At 40.5% G+C, this 13,664-nt stretch carries 16 protein-coding genes; 4 read left to right on the forward strand and 12 right to left on the reverse strand.

Going from position 1 to position 13,664, the window contains the following annotated elements; translation table 11 throughout:
- Nucleotides 1–33: 33 nt before the first annotated feature.
- The 5 genes from OFY17_RS10290 to OFY17_RS10310 all read right to left on the reverse strand — a co-directional run bounded on the left by OFY17_RS10290 (nucleotide 34) and on the right by OFY17_RS10310 (nucleotide 5,107).
- Nucleotides 34–240, reverse strand: coding sequence for a Type I secretion system protein TolC (locus tag OFY17_RS10290; protein ID WP_263530645.1), 207 nt, complete (start codon nucleotides 238–240; stop codon nucleotides 34–36).
- 261 nt (nucleotides 241–501) lie between these two features.
- The gene (locus OFY17_RS10295) at nucleotides 502–1,275 is read right to left on the reverse strand and encodes a hypothetical protein (protein ID WP_263530646.1); all 774 of its coding nucleotides are present in this window, start codon (nucleotides 1,273–1,275) and stop codon (nucleotides 502–504) included.
- A gap of 2 nt (nucleotides 1,276–1,277) precedes the next feature.
- Nucleotides 1,278–2,324, reverse strand: a complete 1,047-nt coding sequence (locus tag OFY17_RS10300) for a nucleotide-binding protein (protein ID WP_263530647.1) — start codon at nucleotides 2,322–2,324, stop codon at nucleotides 1,278–1,280.
- A 1-nt stretch (nucleotide 2,325) separates the two neighbouring features.
- Nucleotides 2,326–2,565, reverse strand: a complete 240-nt coding sequence (locus OFY17_RS10305) for a hypothetical protein (RefSeq protein ID WP_263530648.1) — start codon at nucleotides 2,563–2,565, stop codon at nucleotides 2,326–2,328.
- 889 nt (nucleotides 2,566–3,454) lie between these two features.
- Complete coding sequence (locus OFY17_RS10310) at nucleotides 3,455–5,107, reverse strand: NAD+ synthase (protein ID WP_263530649.1); 1,653 nt, start codon at nucleotides 5,105–5,107, stop codon at nucleotides 3,455–3,457.
- Between the two features lie 73 nt (nucleotides 5,108–5,180).
- Between OFY17_RS10310 and OFY17_RS10315 the strand changes: the two genes are divergently transcribed.
- Nucleotides 5,181–5,426, forward strand: coding sequence for a PP0621 family protein (locus tag OFY17_RS10315; protein ID WP_263530650.1), 246 nt, complete (start codon nucleotides 5,181–5,183; stop codon nucleotides 5,424–5,426).
- Between the two features lie 36 nt (nucleotides 5,427–5,462).
- On the opposite strand, the gene OFY17_RS10320 is transcribed toward OFY17_RS10315, so the two are convergent.
- The 5 genes from OFY17_RS10320 to OFY17_RS10340 all read right to left on the reverse strand — a co-directional run bounded on the left by OFY17_RS10320 (nucleotide 5,463) and on the right by OFY17_RS10340 (nucleotide 8,767).
- Nucleotides 5,463–6,002, reverse strand: coding sequence for a hypothetical protein (locus tag OFY17_RS10320; protein WP_263530651.1), 540 nt, complete (start codon nucleotides 6,000–6,002; stop codon nucleotides 5,463–5,465).
- A 27-nt stretch (nucleotides 6,003–6,029) separates the two neighbouring features.
- Entirely contained in the window at nucleotides 6,030–6,962 is a 933-nt protein-coding gene (locus tag OFY17_RS10325) for a type II secretion system protein (RefSeq protein ID WP_263530652.1), read from the reverse strand.
- Complete coding sequence (locus OFY17_RS10330) at nucleotides 6,959–7,300, reverse strand: hypothetical protein (RefSeq protein ID WP_263530653.1); 342 nt, start codon at nucleotides 7,298–7,300, stop codon at nucleotides 6,959–6,961. Before OFY17_RS10330 ends, OFY17_RS10325 begins: the two co-directional genes overlap by 4 nt.
- Nucleotides 7,293–7,808 carry a GspH/FimT family pseudopilin gene (locus OFY17_RS10335; RefSeq protein ID WP_263530654.1) on the reverse strand — a complete coding sequence of 172 codons (516 nt, stop codon included), beginning with the start codon at nucleotides 7,806–7,808 and terminating at the stop codon, nucleotides 7,293–7,295. Before OFY17_RS10335 ends, OFY17_RS10330 begins: the two co-directional genes overlap by 8 nt.
- Nucleotides 7,809–7,891: 83 nt before the next feature.
- Nucleotides 7,892–8,767, reverse strand: coding sequence for an alpha/beta fold hydrolase (locus tag OFY17_RS10340; protein ID WP_263530655.1), 876 nt, complete (start codon nucleotides 8,765–8,767; stop codon nucleotides 7,892–7,894).
- A gap of 88 nt (nucleotides 8,768–8,855) precedes the next feature.
- On the opposite strand from OFY17_RS10340, the gene pabB reads away from it, so the two are divergent.
- A complete protein-coding gene (gene pabB / locus OFY17_RS10345; protein WP_263530656.1) occupies nucleotides 8,856–10,262 on the forward strand; it encodes an aminodeoxychorismate synthase component I in 1,407 nt (468 codons plus the stop codon).
- A gap of 8 nt (nucleotides 10,263–10,270) precedes the next feature.
- Nucleotides 10,271–10,927: an NUDIX hydrolase gene (locus OFY17_RS10350; protein ID WP_263530657.1), complete on the forward strand. Its 657-nt coding sequence runs from the start codon at nucleotides 10,271–10,273 to the stop codon at nucleotides 10,925–10,927.
- A 48-nt stretch (nucleotides 10,928–10,975) separates the two neighbouring features.
- Here OFY17_RS10350 and OFY17_RS10355 read toward each other — a convergent pair whose 3' ends face one another.
- Nucleotides 10,976–11,281 (reverse strand): LysR family transcriptional regulator, encoded by a 306-nt coding sequence (locus tag OFY17_RS10355; protein WP_263530658.1) that lies wholly within the window; start codon nucleotides 11,279–11,281, stop codon nucleotides 10,976–10,978.
- Between the two features lie 114 nt (nucleotides 11,282–11,395).
- On the opposite strand from OFY17_RS10355, the gene OFY17_RS10360 reads away from it, so the two are divergent.
- Nucleotides 11,396–12,739, forward strand: coding sequence for an anti-phage deoxyguanosine triphosphatase (locus tag OFY17_RS10360; RefSeq protein WP_263530659.1), 1,344 nt, complete (start codon nucleotides 11,396–11,398; stop codon nucleotides 12,737–12,739).
- A 98-nt stretch (nucleotides 12,740–12,837) separates the two neighbouring features.
- Here OFY17_RS10360 and OFY17_RS10365 read toward each other — a convergent pair whose 3' ends face one another.
- A complete protein-coding gene (locus tag OFY17_RS10365) occupies nucleotides 12,838–13,458 on the reverse strand; it encodes a phosphoadenosine phosphosulfate reductase domain-containing protein (protein ID WP_263530660.1) in 621 nt (206 codons plus the stop codon).
- Nucleotides 13,459–13,664: the final 206 nt, after the last annotated feature.

Genomic DNA, 13,664 nt, shown 5'->3' on the forward strand with positions numbered 1-13,664 from the left:
AAAATATCTGAGAAAATGACTAAAGGCACGAATTTACTGACTTCTACATATGCCTGTCTTAGTTATGCTGCTGGCTAAAAACAATAAGCGACTTTCTACCCAACCACGTCGATGCTCATAACTTACCCCTGTTATGGGGTCTTCACCGCACAAGAATGCACGCCGAACACAACGCGCAACACAGTGATAATAAGGGGTATCTTCGACACAGACTTGCTGACTTCTTGGGGTAGGCATCATTCACTTCCTCTTCCTTGAGAAAACATGAATTAAGTATAGAAAAGATCACCGAAAATATCTGAGAAAATAACTAAAGGTACGAATTTACTGGCTTCTACTTATGCCTGTCTTAGTTCAATTTGTCATTCACTTCCTCTTCCTTGAGAAAACATGAATTAAGTATAGAAAAGATCACCAAAAATATCTGAGAAAATAACTAAAGGCTCGAATTTACTGGCTTCTACATATGCCTGTCTCAGTTAAATTGTTAAATTGTCTCAATTAAATTCCCACTGAAAAAAAAGAAGGGGGTAATTTTACTCCAACCTGATTTATTCTTTCAGGGTTATCCAGATGCCCTTTGAATGATAAATAAGAAAATTTATTACCCTGACTATATATCACCTCTAATGTACCACCTTCTACATTTATACTAAATTCCTTCAAAACTGAAAAAAACTCTATAACAAAATCAACATCCCTAAGACCAAGTATATTTACATTACTTTTAACTTCTCTTTTCACTTTCAATTCTTTTGTTTTTAACTCTAATAATAATTTAGTTCTACCCAATTTACTTAAAGTAATTTCTACTTCCTCTCTTTCTCTTTCTCTTTCTCGTTCTCTTTCTTTCTCTTTCTCTTTCTCTTTCTCTTTCTCTTTCTCTTTCTCTTTCTCTTTATCATAGCTAAAAAATGCTTTATCTAATTCATCTTTTATTTCTTCATAATAGAAACCTAAATCTATTTTTTCAATTTCATTCTTAATAATATCTTTTGTTAAAAACAGTTTCGATTTAACAAAAACAAACAAATAGATACTTCTATCTTGATAGTCTTTTCTATTAGTTTTTTTTCTTATTGAAAAGAAATAAAATCCGTCATCATCCAAACCTTTCAAAAAGCTAGACTCTAATTTAGAATCTTTTTTTTGTGCTTCTGATATATTTGACTTTATCTTACGTATTTTTTCATCAGGTACAAAACTCCCTTTACTTGATATCCATTTGTAATCGGATTCAAAATCTCTAGTGTGTATATATACTTCAACTTCCATTTCTAAATTTCCCTAACAGCTTCACTAAAAATGTTTTTTAATTCTTGAAGATGCGGCTCAGTATTTTTTATCTCCTTCCTCAGCATCAATATTTCTTCATTAAGATCATTTACAATATTAAGAGGATGCTTTTTTTGATGTGCAATTATTTTTATCTTACTTAACCAATCTGTTTTTTCTAGTTGTTTTTTTATTTCATTTTCTCTTAGCTCAATTATTTCCTCTTTGCTTAAAGATAATTTTCTAGAGTTTTTATAGAGGCAATAAAAAATAGACTCTGCAACATTATATGGTTCAGGGTAATATGTTATTTTTGTCTTTGACTTTATTTCACTTCTGAAATCTTTAGGAACTTCTATTTCTGTTTCTAAATTTTCTTCTCCAACACACCCCACACTTACAATTCCTAAGCTCCACTTATTTTTCTGGAACATATGAAAATTAAAAAGTTCTGATAAGCGAGAGTCTATTTCATCATTTAGTCTATCAAAGTAATCTTCATCACCTATTTTTTTTATAACTGAAGGTGAATCTGTTTTTGTCAAAATAGTAAGAACTGAAAGTTTAGAATTTGGCTCATTTTCAGAATAAATTTTTAAGAGTCTTAATATTTTATCTAATTTAACTCTATTTTCAGCCTCTCTCTTTGATGAGGAAAAAACTAATTGTTCACAATCAATGAAAATTATTAAAGTTGAGCTTGTATTTAAATGTGCTTCAAAAAGAAGTAGTTCGTCATTTTGCTCCATGTTTGTGTTAACATCAAATAAATCATCTATAACGCCCCCTCTATAATCCACCCACTTAAAATTACTTATTTCTTTCTCTCCTTTTTTCAGAGAAAACTCCCAATATTCTGATTCTTCTGTTCCATCTGGCCATTCGAAGTTTCTATCTGAAATTGATTTTCCTGATAACTTATTACTATATCTACTATCATCATCAACATCGATATAATAGGATTTATATCCTTTTTTTAGAAGATCACAAAGTGTCTCCATAAAAACTGTCTTTCCAGATCCACTCTTACCAATCATTGTGATTTTCATTCTAATTACGCCCTCTTGTTATAAAGTGAACACATAGCCCTGATATTATTGAAAGAAAAAAAGATTCTAAAACTTCAAGTCTAACTAAAAAAAACAAAATAATAAAAAAAATAAAAACCAAAGAAACACCTCTCTGTTTTTTTTTCTTTTCTCCGTCTATTCTTACCTTAATATCTCCGCTAGACCATCTAGAAAGAGTATCTATTCGATTACTCTTTACTTCTTTTTCTTTATCTTTCATCCTCTGAAGTCTTCCTATTTTAAAACAATAAGGCTTTAACACATTTATTCATAAACTCCCTTTAGTGTAAAGTTTTTATTCATCTAAAGTTAAAGAAAACATCCAGACTTCAACCATCTCAATTCAGGTAATAAATCGATACTAAGCTAGGCCTAAAAAACCAACTGCTAACATTGGTGAACTTCTTTTCATCACAAAACAAAGCAGCAAAAATCTGATTTATAAAACATTGATCGAAGGAAAAAGTCTCAGTCTTTTCAGAGTAAAAAACATCGGTATAAGAGGTCACGAATATCTTTCAAAGCCATACATGAATTATAATGTCGTAAATTAAAGCACAATTAGTGAAAAGCGTACTTTGCACTATGGTTGTTATAGAACAAGACATAAGTTAATGTCAGAATACCGAATATGCTTGGCCTCTTTAAGTTAAAAGCTGTGTACTTAGAGCTTTAATCCAAGTTTTTACATTGATACCAAAGTACTTTCAAAAATACCACCAGTATAAAATATATCCAATTAGAAACTAACTTTCTCTAAAAAATAATTCGATGCAATCCCGATTGCACGACAGCTCGATAGTCGGGCTACCGTGTTTGGCATACTCAGACCTTCCTCAAAAAAACTAAATACCTTACGTAAAACACCGACCTGAACAACTAAAATCCAACAATGGCAATCAGTCGTTCAAGGTCTTAAAGCGAATTTTTGGTAACTTTTTGGGCGCTTGCAAAAAGTAACCCGCCCAGCAGGGCGGAACCATGCTAACAACCTAAAAGCCAATCAGAAGCCCCTCAAAAACCCCATATAAAAACCTAAAAAAAACGCCTCTTATATAGAGGCGTTTTAACAAAATCACTTTTTAAACGAATTTGCGATTAAAGAGAAGCTATTCCCCAATATGCCATCCATTCGTAATCGGATAACGACGATCCCGCCCAAACCCTCTCGCGGTAATCCTCACCCCTGTCGGTGCTTGGCGACGCTTATACTCATTCACATCCACCAGCCTTAACACACGGTAGACCGTCTCTCGGTCAAACTTCTCCGTGGCTAAAATGGCTTCTGCACTTTGATCTTCTTCAATGTAGAGGCGTAAAATCTCATCCAAGATATCGTAACTTGGTAAAGAATCTTCGTCTTTTTGATCCGGTGCTAACTCAGCAGAAGGCGGACGTGTAATCACGCGTTCAGGAATCACATAACCTAGCGTGTTACGGTAACGGCATAAGCGGAAGACCAACATTTTAAAGACGTCTTTTAATACCGAGTAACCGCCGACCATGTCCCCATAAAGGGTGGCATAGCCCACCGCCATTTCACTCTTATTACCTGTGGTCAGCACCATGTAGCCCTTCTTATTAGAAATGGCCATTAAAGTCACACCACGGGTACGCGCTTGTAGATTCTCTTCTGTGGTGTCTTTGCCGTAGCCCTCAAACTCTGGCGCTAAGACGTCACTAAAGGCGGTTACCATAGATTCTATTGGCAATACGCTGTATTTCACGCCTAAGAGTTTGGCTTCTTCTTCCGCATCGTGAAGACTAATCGAAGAAGTGTAGGTGTAAGGCATCATCACGGCTTGCACTCGATCGGCACCAATCGCATCCACAGCCACCGCAAGAGATAAGGCAGAGTCGATACCACCACTCAAGCCAAGCACTATGCCTTTGAAGCGGTTTTTCTCTATGTAATCACGTAGGCCAAGCACCATAGCTTGATAGACACTGGCTTCTTCACTGAGCGCTGGTGCTATGCTGCTTTTCTTCGGGGTGATTTTCTTAGTCGTGCTTTTCTCTTCGGCACTCTCATCTATCGCCATTTCAATAGTGTACAAGCCCGCTTTAAACCAAGGGGCTTGCATGACTTTTTCACCTTGCGCGTTCACCACAAAAGAGCCACCTTCGTAGACTAATTCGTCCTGTGCGCCCATGTAGTTTACATAGGCAATGGGGAGGTCGACTTCTTTTGCGCGCTGGTTAAGTAGGATTTCCCGCTCGCCCATTTTTTCAATGTGATAAGGGGAAGCGTTCAGGTTTAATATCAACTCTGCCCCTGCCGCTTTGGCTTGTGCTATTGGCTCTGGGTGCCAGATGTCTTCACAAATACTTAGGCCAACTTTGACGCCTTTGATATCCACTATGCCTGCTTCTGTGCCCGCTTCGAAATAGCGTTTGTCATCAAACACGAGGAAGTTAGGCAGCTTTTGTTTAGCGTATTCCCCTATCAATTCACCCTGATAAATAACGCCTGCGCAGTTGTATAGGACCCCACCGATACGACGTGGGTAGCCAATCAGTACATATATGTCTTTTACTTCCGCTAGGATTTTTTCGAGGGCGGCTTCTATGCGCGAATCTAAACTAGGGCGTAGTAATAAATCTTCTGGTGGGTAGCCTGTTAGTGTCAATTCAGGAAACACCACCACATCGGCGCGCTCTTCGTCACGAGCTTCTATGGCCGTATCTATAATAGATTGTGTGTTTTTTGCGATGTCGCCCACCAGCATATCCAGCTGGGCCATGGTAATTCGTAATGTCATACAGTTGCTATCTCATTAACTCTGTTAGATTATGCTGTTCATTGTCTGGAATTAGTCTACTTAGGTAAAGTGTATGATCGTACGTTTGATCGTTTTTATTGCTATTTTTTTCACTGGCTTGTGGTTATACCGTAAATTTGTCGCTTTTAAAGCATCTCAATCGGCTAAAAAAGAACAAAGTGACGAGAAAGCTCCCGAAGAAAACATGGTTCGTTGTGAGAAATGCCAAGTATTTGTACCCCTTTCCCATGCTGTATTGGATGACAACAAACGCCCTTTTTGCTCTAAAGAGCATTTAGACGACTTTAACACTCAATAATCTAAAAATACCCAGTAAACCATTTGTTCCCGGTAATTATGTATTTATAGTCACCCAAGCGTTCGATATGAGTTTTTCCTCCTGCCACCACCAGCACAAATAACTGAGCTGGTTTTGGCTGCCACAGAGTCGATAGGCTTTCTTCTCTTCGCTGCTTACTTCGCTATCTGTCTCATTGCCTTCCTCTCCATTTCCTTCAACTAAAGCTGGATCATAAGCATGCCATTGATAATAAAAGGTCTGTTGAGCATGGTGCCACTGTGACTCACCTTCGGTATTTTGATTTGCATTAAGAGGACAAAAACCAAGGCAATCACTTTGCTGTGCAAGATGAAACGACGGTGAAAACACAAAGGCTGATTGAAAACTTTCCCATGCTGCCTGATCCGCCTCTACGTCCTGTAGCTGACCTTGCCATTTATAGGCTGCTAACATGCGATTTTGATATTCCGTCGATAGTGTCGCGACCATAAGAATCATGGCGAGAATGGGTAACGACACCCAGCCTGCTAATGCTTTCCTTTGACGTACTTTATTTTGACTTACCTTGCTCTGAAGCAGCAGTTTTGCTTCCATGACCTTTTCCATCCCTGCAATTTCCAGCTAATACACAGACCTGAGTTTTATGATCTGATTAGCCACGGCCTGACATTGTGATTTATAAAGCCAAACCTCACCTCTCATGGAGGTGTATTCTTGAGTGATACTTTCCTGACGACTAAAAGCCCCTTGCCCTTCTTGGCAGTCGGTTAGCCGATACAAGTATTCCACCCAAATCCCTCGAACTTGCTGTAATGCAAAATCCCTATAGTGTGTTGATAGACTATCTACAAAACCGTCGTTGCTGGTATCCAGTAATGGAAATAGGGCTAAACGCTCAATACCATTCATCAACTCCAAGGAATTACCGCTAAATGCTGGAGTTCGCCAGAAGGCGGTAGAGCCATCTTTACCCTCCCTTAAATACCAATAAAAAGCGTCTTCACTTTCCACTATGCCTGAATGACCAAGGGCGGTGTCATTTTCTAACTCTATGCTCGTCCCACTGCTGGAAACACTAAGTAATTGGCCTTTTACCGACACACCGCAGCTTGAGAAGGTCACTTCATCGCCTGCCTTCCAATAGCAGTCCATCGAAGTGGTGAAAGGGTTGCTGTTTACCGTAAGGCTGGTGCGGCAAGCACCATAGTCCGATCCAAGTAACCAGTCAGAATGGCTTTTCACGGAACGATTGCTTAAACGGCTGGGTAAGTTATGGCCTGACTGAATAGTGAGCGTGAGGCTAGAGTCTTCAAAGCAATGGGCAGGGATTAATCTCGACCACTGGGCATGAAAGTGTGCATTGATAGCGGCTCGCCTATTTTGATGGTCTTGATATCTTTGCGCTAATGCCTGACGCTCTTGGAAAGAGGATAGTGCCACCACCAAGGTGGGCAATATTATGGAAATCAGCAAGCAGGCTACCATCATTTCTAGTAACAGACTGCCCCTTTGATTTCCTCTTTGCCTTACCGTTTGACCGCCACGTAAAATCATGGGCTAATGCCTTCGTCTGCGCTGGAGACAGAATACTGAGAAGCATAAAACCATTGCTTTAGCTCTTCCCCCGAACATAGGTCGCAATTGGGGTATGAATAAAGGGTGTTAACATCTTCTGAGGCTAGATTTTCTCCGATTAGATGCTCAAACACCTCCTGATTTTGGTCGTTTTCAGCTCGCTTTTTGCTGTCTTCTGATATTTGAATACTTGACCATTGCCTATGGCTTTGACGCTCTACAACTTGCAACACTACAGCTAATAAAAATAGACACAGGAGTACTTCGAGAATGATCCAGCCTTGCTGGTGCTTTATTCGATTTGAAGGTTTAAACATCGCACACCTCACTACTCTTTTCGGTGAGGCTTGTGGTGTAAAAGCGCCCTCCTTGGTTCAGGACTAAGCCCGCTTGCCAAATTCCCAAACAAAATTGGAAGGTGCCATTTTGGTAACCCGATAGACCATCAGCGGTGAACTCTATACTTTGTTTATTCCTTGGAAAGCCTTGCCAAGATAAGACTATATCGCCATCCAATAAGATATTTCGATAAATCGAAGGTGAGCCTTCCACCTCTGTTTCTTGATATAGCAGAAAGCCAGATGACCAATCTCCAGAGCATGACTGCCCACCACACACATAGGCAGTTTGGCCACTCACCACGGCTAATTGCCGAGCTTGTAACAAAGCATCCGCTAGCTGTGCCATAGCCTCTTTGAGTGTTTTTTGGTCTTGGGTTGTTTGATGTAAGGAAAGAAAGTGAGAAGAGCCAAAATACGCCAATATGCTGAGGATCAGCATCACGCATATAAGCTCAAGCAATGAGAAACCACCTTGCTTATGCATGGCACAACCTCCTTGTTACTTTTCAATAAGCATCCTTGCTTATCTTAAGCTTAGCGGTTTTTCATAATTTGTAAGTTTTCAGTTTATTCCGAAGAGCTGTTATCAAACCATTGGTTAATATGTTTGGCTATTTGCCTCGGTTTTTGAAAAGGCAAAGAGTGGTCACAGGCACTGAGGCTTTTGTGCTGCCAGTTGTCATTCTTGATACTCAAGAGTTCATAGTGTTGCTTTAGGGCCTCATTACTTAGATCCCCTGAGAATAAAAACACTTCTTGGGAAGCATCAATGATACGCTGCCTCAGTTCTGGCTCTTGGTTCATGATTTCCACATAATCCGTCACTGCGTCCAGTGCATAAGCAAAACCGAATGGTCTATGGGCAAGACGGGATTGTGTTGTCGCTTCTGCCACTGGGTGTTTACGACGGTTCGGAGAGACGCCATCCATAAAAGCAGCTACGCCTAATTCAACATCACCTGTTTCACGAATTAAGCGCGAGGCATGGCGATACTTAAGGCGCACTTCCATAAGAGTACCTAGGTCTTCTCTATCCAGAGAAGCTGGTTCTAACAAGGCCATTTTAAGGGCAGATTTACTTTGCTGTTTGCGTCGGTAATTGAGATTTAATGCCACCAAACCGCCAAGCGAATAGGCAACCACATCACATTCCAGCCACTTCACATGGTCGAGTAAAGCCTCTATCTCATCCGTCAACTCATCGATAGAAACAGCCTCTTCTTCACCCGACGCATGAAAGGAGCCTCCCATGCCTTTTAAATCTGGCACTAGCATCCAACGCCACTGGGTTAAATACGGCATCATAGGAGAATAGGTAATTTCCCCCGCCACACCAGCCCCATGAATGAGCAAGCAAGTCTTGTCGGTTTCTGCATTGGGGTTTTCATAAAGGCGATACGCAATTCGCGCATTGGGTAAAGTAAGGAAAAAAATGTCAGACACGAGTAATTAGCCTGTGATCAAGTCGATTAAAAGAATACAATAATTGTGATTAAAAACAGCATCATATACTACTAGGTATTCATAACAAATGTCAGAAATTACGCAGATAAGCCTTCCCTATCAGGCATCTCTAGTCTCTTTTTTCAGTGCGATACGCCATTTGCCTTATCCAGCGTTACTGGATAGCAACCATAAAGACTTTCCTGACACTCAATACGATATTCTAGTGGCTAATCCTGTTGCCCGTATTCGCCCATCAAACAATCAGCCGATGATTCAATGGCGTGATAAGCCACTCTATGATTTAACTCTAACCAGTAACCCAATGTCACTGCTGGATGAGCTAATGTCACTTATTTGCCAAGAGCCTTGGGCAATATCTGCTTCCAAAGCATTACCATTTACTGGCGGTCTATTGGGCTATTACGGTTATGAAAGCGGCCATTATGTAGAAAAGCTCCCAGATACCGTAGAACATGATATCAAGCTGGATACGCTAGATGTTGGGCTCTACGCTTGGGCAGTCATCACAGACCATAAAGAACAAAGCACCCAATTAATTTTTACCCCTTGGTGTGATCAAAATGAAATAGATGAACTGATCAGTCTATTTCACGCCGTACCAAATTCCATAGAAAACAAAGAAACCTTCCTGTTAAAAACGCCTTTTGCCTCTAATATGACAGCGGCAGACTATGAGCAGAAGTTTAATCGTGTTCAAGAATACATATTGTCGGGTGACTGCTATCAGGTAAACCTTGCTCAGCGCTTTTCTAGCCAATATGAAGGCGACACTTTCTCTGCTTATCAAACATTACGAGAGGCTTGCCCTACTCCTTATGCCGCGTATTTAGAGCTTTCGCCTGAGCAAAGTGTATTAAGCCACTCCCCTGAGCGTTTTTTACAATGTGACCAAGGTAGAGTGGAATCAAAGCCCATTAAAGGTACGGTTTCACGCGGGGCAACGGAAGAAGAAGACAAGGCCAATGCAGAATGGTTACAAGCTTCTGAAAAGAACCGCTCAGAAAACCTAATGATAGTGGATTTGCTGCGTAATGACCTTGGCCGAACCTGTCTAACGGGCAGTATTAAAGTGCCTAAGCTCTTTGCATTAGAAAGCTACGCCAATGTTCATCACTTGGTTTCTACTGTGGAAGGACGAATTGAGAAAGCAGAACAAGCCATTCAGGTTTTCCACCAAAGCTTTCCCGGCGGCTCCATTACAGGAGCACCTAAGATTCGGTCTATGGAGATCATCGATGAATTAGAGCCCCATCAGCGTTCTGTGTATTGTGGTTCCATTGCGTATTTTAGTTGCAACGGTCAAATGGACTCTAATATAAGCATCCGCACCTTAGTGGCGGATGATGGAAAACTCCATTGTTGGGCTGGCGGTGGATTGGTTGCAGACTCGCAATGCCAAGAAGAATACCAAGAAACCTTTACCAAAGTGGGTAAATTAACCCATACTCTAGAGTACGTCTTTTTGAAGTAGGTTGTATTATGTGTGACATAGAGCGCTTCTTAAATGCCCCACCCATTCATTTAAGTTTGGACGATATTCGTGCCGCTCTAGATAACGAACCCTATGCGCAACCTATCCATAATCCAGATAAAGATTTATTCCCTAATGACTATCAAGAAAATTACCGCTCTGCTGCAGTACTAATTCCTATTTGGCATGAACCAAAAGACGGCGAGCTGTATGTACTCTTTACACAGCGAGCATTACATATGCGCAACCACCCAGGGCAAATAGCCTTCCCCGGTGGCAAACACGACCCAGACGATGCCAGCATTCAATACACAGCATTACGTGAAACCTTAGAAGAGGTCGGTTTAGAACCCGATTGTTTTGATCTATTGGGAGAGCTTGGGGAATTCTGTACCTTGTCTGGCTTTTGCATTAAGCCGATTGTCGCGGAAATGACCCGTAAAAGTGAATTAAGCTTATGCGAAGATGAAGTCAAATCCGTTCATTGGGTACCACTTAGATACCTATTGACGCCAGAAAACTATCAATTCAAAAAGAAGAAGCTAGACCCAACGTCATCAGGATATTTTGAAATTCAGTATCAAGAGATTCGTATTTGGGGCGTTACCGCAGGCATATTATTCGGCTTGTACCAAACTCTCGCTAAGCACTTAGCTCACCGATAGAAGTTTAAGCTGATTTATTTAAAAACGAAGCAGTACTTTTCGATCACATTATTTAGTGAAATTGATTGCCTGCTCGATCTCTAAAGATGTTTTTAAAACACTATGCCACTTGTTTTGAAATTTCTTATAACAAGTTTCCAGAGACTTGATATGGCGAAGTAATAGCTCACCAGCTTCCGTGATTTCTGTAGTACGTCCATGACGAACTAATAGCGCTTCACCTAACTCACTCTCAAGCTTTTGAATATGCTGAGTCACAGCAGGTTGTGTTAACCCTAGCTGCTGAGCGGTCTTGGTAAAACTGCTAGTTTCTGCCAAAATTTTAAACGTTGTTAGATGATGTGTATTTAACATAAAATTTCCTTATGATGTTATCTCATTATGGCAAAGCCATTTTGGGTAAACATTGATCTAAACCGTGTTTTAGTGAAAGATTATAATAATTATTAACATCACATGGACAACAAGATGACAAATGCGCACCATGACTTGCAACCTTGGACTGAAAGACAGTCTGGCTATAAAGCGGCTCGTGACAATGATTATCGGACGCCCTATCAAAGAGATCGTGCTCGCATTATTCACAGCGCGGCTTTTCGCCGTTTACAATCTAAAACTCAAATATTAGCAATACGCCAAAATGACTATAGTCGAACGCGTCTTACCCATTCTTTAGAAGTTTCACAAATTGGCAGTGGGATTGTACACCACCTAAAACACAGCGCGCCACAAAATTCAGCCTTTCAGCCTTGGTTAGCCAGCGATGCGTTAATTGAAACCATTTGTTTAAGCCATGACATAGGTCACCCTCCTTTTGGCCACGGCGGCGAAATTGCCCTCAATTATATGATGCAATCCTGTGGCGGTTTTGAAGGGAATGCGCAATCTTTAAGGATTCTAGGAAAACGAGGTTCCTATTCCGAACATTTTGGAATGGATGTAACACGCCGCACCTTATTAGGCATTTTAAAATACCCTGTTCTCCATCAGAGTGTGGTTGGAGAATACCCACAAAAACCAGATAACTTCCGTCAATTTAAAGCCTCTAATTGGGCACCACCGAAATGTGTTTACCAAGAGGAACAAGACTTGCTCACTTGGATTCTCGAACCATTTTCGGATTCAGACAAACAAGCTTTGCAACAAGTTAACAGTACCAAAGGTATCCATAAAAAAGCACAATTCTCAGGCTTCGATACTAGCATTATGGATCTAGCGGATGACATTGCCTACGGCGTGCATGATCTTGAAGATGCCATTGTTCTTAACATGGTCACAAAAGATATGTGGCTGGAGCATTTAGAACCCAAATTAGCTGCCATAGATACACCTTATTTAAAAAGTAATTTAGATAATATACGTACGCAGCTTTTTAGCGGCCAAAGCCACTTAAGAAAAGAAGCCATAGGCGACCTTGTCAGCTGGTTTATTACCTCCTGCCAAGTGGAAGAAAATACGACTTTTGAACATCCTTTATTGCGCTTTCAAGTCGGCTTACCTGAAGGCCAGAGAAAAGCCTTAGACCTTCTTAAGCAATTTGAGATGCAACATATTATCCAACGCCCTGAAGTACAGATGCTGGTGTACAAAGGTCAACAAATGCTGTTAGAAATGTTCGAAGCTTACAGCGCCGACCCGAACCGTTTATTGCCAAAAGAGATTGCTGCTGAATGGCGTAAAAGCCAAGAAAACGGGGAGAGTGGGTTAAGGATTATTTGTGACTATATGTCGTCGATGACAGATGACTACGCCAGCCGCATGTACAACAAATTGTTTGTGCCCAGCTTAGGCTCGGTGTTTGAGCCTATGTAAAAATACGAAACAGCTTAAATTATAAGTTTAAATAAAAAAGCACCACTTCCCCCACAAAAGGAAGGTGGTGCTTTTTTTGCTTAACAACACAAAAGCTTTTAAAGCTGAGTATGTAAGCCGCACTCTCTATTTGAAAGGCCTTTTGTTGGGTCAAAGTAATTTTTCACGTTAGGCAGGTCATGCTCTTTCAAATAAGCATCCATATCCGCCTCTTTCCAATGTAAGAAAGGTGCTACTTTAATCACCCCATCAGCACCTTGGCTGACAATGTCCATATTTTTACGGAATTCTGTTTGCTCCGCACGTACACCCGTAATCCAAACATCAGGAGCAACTTCTTTTAAGCCACGCGAAAAGGGTTCTAGTTTAAAGTTTGCAGTGAACTCATCATGACGTTCTTCGCCTACTGCTGGAACACCGCCAAAGGCATTATCCCAACGAGTTGCTGTGATTTTTGGCGTATATACTTCAACTTGTAAGCCAAGAGAACTAATTAGCTTCTCCGCTACTATGTAGGTATCACGAGTGTTGTAGCCTGAGTCAGCCCATAGGATTGTCATATCTTTTTTCACTGCGGCAGCCGTGTGCAAAACAACCGCTTCATGGGGGCCAAAGTGTGTAGACACCATTGGCTTTTTACCAGCACTTACCGCCCATTTAATTATTTCAAGAGGCGTTGCATTGCTTAATTCTTCATTTACTTTTTGAATATCAATCATCTAAAAACCTAAAATCACATCGTTATAAAACGGAATTGAATCGTTGCGCTAGAATGCCATTAATTAACGATTTTATCTACGAGCTCCCTACCAACTAATGCTCCGCTATTATATTTTTGCGCTATAAAGTTATTTGAAATTAGCGAATAGTTTATTAGTTAAAGTGAGAATAAAAATAAAAAATACTCTGTCGGATTGATTGAGCT

It is taken from the genome of Marinomonas sargassi (assembly GCF_025716875.1).
GTDB classification, from domain to species: domain Bacteria; phylum Pseudomonadota; class Gammaproteobacteria; order Pseudomonadales; family Marinomonadaceae; genus Marinomonas; species Marinomonas sargassi.

What these genes read in the sequence shown, in the direction of transcription:
- OFY17_RS10320 (WP_263530651.1), bottom strand. Translation starts at nt 6,002, where the DNA reads ATGGAAGCAAAACTGCTGCTTCAGAGCAAGGTAAGTCAAAATAAAGTA.
- OFY17_RS10350 (WP_263530657.1), top strand. Translation starts at nt 10,271, where the DNA reads ATGTGTGACATAGAGCGCTTCTTAAATGCCCCACCCATTCATTTAAGT.
- OFY17_RS10290 (WP_263530645.1), bottom strand. Translation starts at nt 240, where the DNA reads ATGATGCCTACCCCAAGAAGTCAGCAAGTCTGTGTCGAAGATACCCCT.
- OFY17_RS10310 (WP_263530649.1), bottom strand. Translation starts at nt 5,107, where the DNA reads ATGACATTACGAATTACCATGGCCCAGCTGGATATGCTGGTGGGCGAC.
- OFY17_RS10330 (WP_263530653.1), bottom strand. Translation starts at nt 7,300, where the DNA reads ATGTTTAAACCTTCAAATCGAATAAAGCACCAGCAAGGCTGGATCATT.
- OFY17_RS10360 (WP_263530659.1), top strand. Translation starts at nt 11,396, where the DNA reads ATGACAAATGCGCACCATGACTTGCAACCTTGGACTGAAAGACAGTCT.
- pabB (WP_263530656.1), top strand. Translation starts at nt 8,856, where the DNA reads ATGTCAGAAATTACGCAGATAAGCCTTCCCTATCAGGCATCTCTAGTC.
- OFY17_RS10315 (WP_263530650.1), top strand. Translation starts at nt 5,181, where the DNA reads ATGATCGTACGTTTGATCGTTTTTATTGCTATTTTTTTCACTGGCTTG.
- OFY17_RS10355 (WP_263530658.1), bottom strand. Translation starts at nt 11,281, where the DNA reads ATGTTAAATACACATCATCTAACAACGTTTAAAATTTTGGCAGAAACT.
- OFY17_RS10305 (WP_263530648.1), bottom strand. Translation starts at nt 2,565, where the DNA reads ATGAAAGATAAAGAAAAAGAAGTAAAGAGTAATCGAATAGATACTCTT.
- OFY17_RS10335 (WP_263530654.1), bottom strand. Translation starts at nt 7,808, where the DNA reads ATGCATAAGCAAGGTGGTTTCTCATTGCTTGAGCTTATATGCGTGATG.
- OFY17_RS10300 (WP_263530647.1), bottom strand. Translation starts at nt 2,324, where the DNA reads ATGAAAATCACAATGATTGGTAAGAGTGGATCTGGAAAGACAGTTTTT.
- OFY17_RS10325 (WP_263530652.1), bottom strand. Translation starts at nt 6,962, where the DNA reads ATGATTTTACGTGGCGGTCAAACGGTAAGGCAAAGAGGAAATCAAAGG.
- OFY17_RS10365 (WP_263530660.1), bottom strand. Translation starts at nt 13,458, where the DNA reads ATGATTGATATTCAAAAAGTAAATGAAGAATTAAGCAATGCAACGCCT.
- OFY17_RS10295 (WP_263530646.1), bottom strand. Translation starts at nt 1,275, where the DNA reads ATGGAAGTTGAAGTATATATACACACTAGAGATTTTGAATCCGATTAC.